This window comes from Methanoregula sp. (assembly GCF_002835825.1).
Classification (GTDB): domain Archaea; phylum Halobacteriota; class Methanomicrobia; order Methanomicrobiales; family Methanospirillaceae; genus Methanoregula.
The window spans coordinates 1-3,463 of the sequence record NZ_PIZH01000247.1; the positions used below are offsets into that span (position 1 = coordinate 1).

Sequence of the window (3,463 nt, forward strand, 5' to 3'; positions counted from 1 at the left end):
GATTTACGCAGCGGTCGGGGCGCCCTTGCCCTCGATGGCTGCCTTGATCTGGGCCTGGAGCTGCTCGAACTTGCCCTGAAGGAGTTTCTCCTGTTTCTCCAGGGACTTGATGCGGAGCTCGAGGGTCTCGACTTTCTCGGCAAGCTTGGTGTTCACGACATCCTTCTTCTTCTGCATCATGACCGTGCCGACGCTCATGTACATGACCGCGTCTTCGGGCGAGTCCGCGATCTCTTCCTGTGCACGCTTTGCCTCGCGGACAGCCATCTCGAACTGCGCCTTCTGCTGGAGAATCGTCTGCAGCTGCTGCTGGACCTGCTGGAGCATGGCCAGCTGGTTCTGGACCTTGGGTGAGATATTGTTCATAGAAAAATCCTGCAGAGTATATCGGTGCCGGTGATAAAAAGCATTATTCCTTTGACACCACACCGGAAGCAGGGATTATTCCGCAGGTTTCTTTGCTATTCCGGTGACTTCGTCGGCGACATTAACGAGCCGCAAATACATGTTCAGCGCGGCGCGGAGCGAGGAGGTGTCCTGCGCCGTCACGGTGAGGACGAGTGTAGTGCTGCCTTCAAGCCGGCAGGTGATGGCCGACCGGGTATTCACCTCGTCTTCCAGTTCCGGCAGGAGCGACCGGTAAATACTTTCGGCGTGTTCGGAGGTGAACCGGAAAACGGCTTCGTGCTGCGGCATGGGTTGCCCTCTCCGGATTATTGGTGAAAAAGAGATATAGATATGTCCCGGGGTTTCGGGACAGTGCTTACCGGGCTTTCAGTTCCTTGATCGCCGCGCCCCGTTCCTTGAACAGGATCCGGTGACCACAGTAGGGGCACCGGACATTAACGTCGATCTCGACTTTCTGCTTGCACCGTGCACACTTGTAGGTACTTGCCATACGTGTATTACCGGTTATTTCCTGATCTCTTCAACCGTTCGGTCGATCGCACGCTGGGCGATCTTCATGGTCGGGGTTATCGGCTGGTACGTACCGCCGGCGAACTTGTACCCGCACTTGCGGCATTCCCAGATGCCTGTTCCGACACGGCTGACGGACTGCATGTCGCACTTGGGGCAGTTGTGGAGAGCGCGCGAAATCTTCTCGATATCGGTTACCCGCTTCCGTACGAACCTGCCATACCGGCAGCCGAACCGCCCGGCGCTGCCGGTCACTTTTCCCTTTGCCTTGTGAGTTGTTGATTTTGCCATGATGGATACCCACTGATCTGTCTTGTTTTATTTGACGTCTGTGCTAATATACTTGATTGAGGATCCTGACCTGCCCCTCGCCCTTGGTGAGTTTGTTGATCAGGTCGTAGAACTCGCCCTGGATACCCGCGGGGATACGCACCACGCAGACCCACGAGCCGTCCTTTAACCACTCGTCCTTCTCCATGGTTGCTGCCGCAGCAATGTCGCCGTACGAGCGCGCCGCAAAGTCCGGAGGGATCTTGATCGCAAGCCGGAGTTCCTCGAACCGTATGGGGAGGAGCGGGCGCAGGGCTTTCACCGTCTCCTTTACCTGCTCTTCCACATGCTTGAACGGGTCGATATTCACCCGTGCCTCTTCCATCGCGCGCTCGATACGTGCCGGGGGATGGGGGTGGCCGTCCTGCGGGTTGACGGCATTCCTTGAGATAAAGGTGATGACCTGCCGGCGTTTCTCCTCCACCATCTGCTTGCGCTGGTCCGCAGTCAGGTGGATCTCTCCCTTGATGATGATCTTCCGCGCAACCGCATCGAACTCCGTTGTCTGGAAGACCTTCAGTAACGATTCATCGGAAGCGCGGGTGGCTTTCGAGGAATTGCCAAAGACGTTGAGCGCTGCTACCACGTCCTCGATCTCCACCGGCTGCCCCTGACGGACCAGCGCGGCACCGTGCGGGTCAACGAGGATCTCGAAGCGCTCCCCGTGGCTGTCGAGGCGCGCCACCACGGCATGGTCGAGCGGTATCATACGATCACGGCTTGAACTGTTCCACGAACGAGGCCACTTCTTCCCGGCTCATCTTCCGGAATGCCGGGTTCTCCTTGCCGATGACACCGATCTCAACGGTGTCGACATCGAACTTGCCTTCAGTAGCAGAGTGGAGCGCCTTAAGGCCAAGGAGGATCGCGTCCCTGATCTCGGCTTCAGGATTGTACTCTTCCTCGAAGACCTTCATCGCGGCCGGGCGGCCGATACCGATACCGGTTGCCTTGTACTCAAGGAGCGTGCCGGAGGGGTCGGTCTCGAAGAGCCGGCAGTCGCCGTCGCTGACACCGGCAATGAGGAGGGCCGTCCCGTACGGGCGGATGCCGCCGTACTGGGTGAGGTTCTGCATGTGGTCACAGAGCTTCTTGGAGAGGGCCTCGACCTCGATCGGCTCATCATAGGAGACGCGGTTGATCTGGCTCTCCACGCGTGCCCGGTCAACGAGCGCACGGGCGTCCCCGACAAGGCCACTGGATGCGACCCCGATGTGCTCGTCTATCTTGAAGATCTTCTCGATGGACGAGGCTTCGAGCAGCTTGGAGCTGACGCGCTTGTCAACGATCAGGACGACGCCGTCCTTTGCCTTGATCCCTACGGCAGTTGTCCCGCGTTTCACGGCCTCGCGGGCATATTCCACCTGGTAGAGCCTGCCGTCGGGCGAAAAGACGGTGATGGCCCGGTCATATCCCATCTGGTATTGTGGTTGCATTATTCAGTCTCCATATCTTCTGTTGTCAGAAACAATCGGCTTGTATTTTTAAATCCCTTTTCAATCACATCAACCTTCTGACCGTCACAATGAACGGCAACGTATTCCTTCCCGCCAAAGCGATATTCCGGCAAGGAATCCAGTGGGGAGGACGGGGGAAGAGGTTTCATCCGGTCCCGCAGGCTCTCGATGGTCCCCGATGCAGAGAGGATCCGCAGGGCGATTTTCGTATCCCGGAGCCGGGTAACCGTGGAGAGCGCGATCGCAAGCTCGCGCTCGGTCCCCCGCCGGCACCGGATGACCACGTAATCGCCTTCGGCACAGACAACGGCCTGGACAATCACCCCGGCAACAGCGTCGCCCCAGAGCGAGGAGACCGCGTCCGATACTGCATAATAGAGCTCCTTCTGGTCGATGGGCGTTCCCGGGGGATCGACACGGACGAGAAGATAGCGCCGTTTGTCGCGGAGCGTGGGGGGGCGGACTGCCATTCAGACCACCCTCACGGCCATTTCCGGCGGGGCAGTAACCGTACCGACACCGGCAAGCGCTTTCTCAACATCCGGGAGGTCCATGCCAAGGAGCGTGCAGAGGCCGCTTACCTCCCTGACAGCACGCAGGTCCAGCACCGAGCGGGCATAGGTCGAGAGTGTGAGGGGGAACTCAAAGCGCTGTTCGAGCACCATCACATCGCGGTAGCGCTGGATCGCCTTCTGGCGTGCAATCCCCCGTGCCGAGATGAGGCACGAGAGATCGATATCCACGGCAACGCGGTTGTC

The 3,463-nt window shown here is 58.9% G+C and carries 8 protein-coding genes; all 8 read right to left on the reverse strand.

Translation table 11 applies throughout. The features are described 5' to 3' along the window. Positions 1 to 3: 3 nt before the first annotated feature. A complete protein-coding gene (locus CW742_RS09130) occupies positions 4 to 366 on the reverse strand; it encodes a prefoldin subunit beta (protein WP_292419452.1) in 363 nt (120 codons plus the stop codon). A 75-nt stretch (positions 367 to 441) separates the two neighbouring features. Then, positions 442 to 696, reverse strand: coding sequence for a KEOPS complex subunit Pcc1 (locus tag CW742_RS09135; RefSeq protein WP_292419455.1), 255 nt, complete (start codon positions 694 to 696; stop codon positions 442 to 444). 67 nt (positions 697 to 763) lie between these two features. Continuing rightward, complete coding sequence (locus tag CW742_RS09140) at positions 764 to 898, reverse strand: DNA-directed RNA polymerase subunit P (RefSeq protein ID WP_012107386.1); 135 nt, start codon at positions 896 to 898, stop codon at positions 764 to 766. 14 nt (positions 899 to 912) lie between these two features. Then, positions 913 to 1,209, reverse strand: a complete 297-nt coding sequence (locus CW742_RS09145; RefSeq protein ID WP_292419458.1) for a 50S ribosomal protein L37ae — start codon at positions 1,207 to 1,209, stop codon at positions 913 to 915. Positions 1,210 to 1,252: 43 nt separating this feature from the next. Beyond that, a complete protein-coding gene (locus CW742_RS09150) occupies positions 1,253 to 1,957 on the reverse strand; it encodes a ribosome assembly factor SBDS (RefSeq protein ID WP_292419461.1) in 705 nt (234 codons plus the stop codon). A 4-nt stretch (positions 1,958 to 1,961) separates the two neighbouring features. After that, a complete protein-coding gene (psmA, locus tag CW742_RS09155) occupies positions 1,962 to 2,684 on the reverse strand; it encodes an archaeal proteasome endopeptidase complex subunit alpha (protein WP_292419465.1) in 723 nt (240 codons plus the stop codon). Further along, entirely contained in the window at positions 2,684 to 3,175 is a 492-nt protein-coding gene (locus CW742_RS09160) for an Rpp14/Pop5 family protein (protein WP_292419468.1), read from the reverse strand. The genes psmA and CW742_RS09160 overlap by 1 nt, the downstream gene beginning before the upstream one ends. After that, positions 3,176 to 3,463, reverse strand: a 288-nt coding sequence (locus CW742_RS09165; protein ID WP_292419471.1) for an RNase P subunit p30 family protein, incomplete at its 5' end; no start/stop codon positions are given.